Origin of the sequence: Paracoccus cavernae (assembly GCF_042430175.1) — a bacterium.
Taxonomy (GTDB): domain Bacteria; phylum Pseudomonadota; class Alphaproteobacteria; order Rhodobacterales; family Rhodobacteraceae; genus Paracoccus; species Paracoccus cavernae.
The window spans coordinates 1-1,273 of the sequence record NZ_JBHMDZ010000026.1 but is presented as its reverse complement, the minus strand read 5'-3'; the positions used below and the strand labels follow the sequence as shown (position 1 = coordinate 1,273).

Below are 1,273 nucleotides of genomic sequence, written 5' to 3'. Positions count from 1 at the left end.
GCCTGATGATAGCGCCGCCAATGAAAAAGGCCCGCCCCTTTCGGGACGGACCTTCTTTCGTATCACCGGACCGGTAGGGGCGTTGCCGCCCCGCCAATCACTTGATGATTTTCGAGACGACGCCTGCGCCGACCGTACGGCCGCCTTCACGGATAGCGAAACGCAGTTTCTCTTCCATGGCGATCGGTGCGATCAGTTCGACTTCGAACTTCAGGTTGTCGCCCGGCATGACCATCTCGGTGCCTTCCGGCAGCTTGACGGTACCGGTGACGTCCGTGGTGCGGAAGTAGAACTGCGGACGGTAGTTCGCGAAGAACGGCGTGTGACGGCCACCTTCCTCTTTGGTGAGGATATAGGCTTCGGCTTCGAACTGGGTGTGCGGCTTGACCGAACCCGGTTTGCACAGAACCTGACCACGCTCGACACCGTCACGGTCAACGCCGCGCAGCAGCGCGCCGATGTTGTCGCCGGCTTCCCCGCGATCCAGCAGTTTGCGGAACATTTCCACGCCCGTGCAGGTCGTTTTCTTGGTGTCGCGGATACCCACGATTTCCAGTTCGTCGCCGACGTTGACAGCGCCACGCTCGACGCGGCCGGTCACAACCGTACCACGGCCCGAGATCGAGAACACGTCTTCGATCGGCATCAGGAACGGCAGGTCAACCGCACGCTCGGGCGTCGGGATGTACGCGTCAACAGCTGCCAGAAGCTCTTTGATCGAGTTCTCGCCGATTTCCGGATCGCGGCCTTCGAGTGCGGCAAGAGCCGAACCTTTGACGATCGGAATATCGTCGCCCGGGTAGTCGTAGGACGACAGAAGCTCGCGGATTTCCATCTCGACGAGTTCCAGCAGTTCCGGATCGTCAACCTGGTCGACTTTGTTCATGTAGACGACCATGAACGGGATGCCGACCTGACGGCCGAGCAGGATGTGCTCGCGCGTCTGCGGCATCGGGCCGTCAGCTGCGTTCACCACCAGGATCGCGCCGTCCATCTGAGCCGCGCCGGTGATCATGTTCTTAACATAGTCGGCGTGGCCGGGGCAGTCGACGTGCGCATAGTGACGCGACTCGGTCTCGTATTCGACGTGCGTGGTCGAGATCGTGATGCCGCGTGCTTTTTCTTCAGGCGCGTTATCGATCTGATCGTAGCCTTTGAAATCGCCGAAATAGCGCGTGATCGCAGCCGTCAGCGTCGTCTTGCCGTGGTCAACGTGGCCGATCGTGCCGATGTTGACGTGCGGTTTGTTCCGTTCAAACTTTGCCTTTGCCAT

General features: G+C 60.3%; 1 protein-coding gene. It reads right to left on the bottom strand.

The genetic code is table 11. The annotated features are described in order from the left end of the window. Positions 1 to 97: 97 nt before the first annotated feature. Positions 98 to 1,273, bottom strand: a 1,176-nt coding sequence (gene tuf / locus ACFFUC_RS12485) for an elongation factor Tu (RefSeq protein ID WP_377686694.1), incomplete at its 5' end; no start/stop codon positions are given.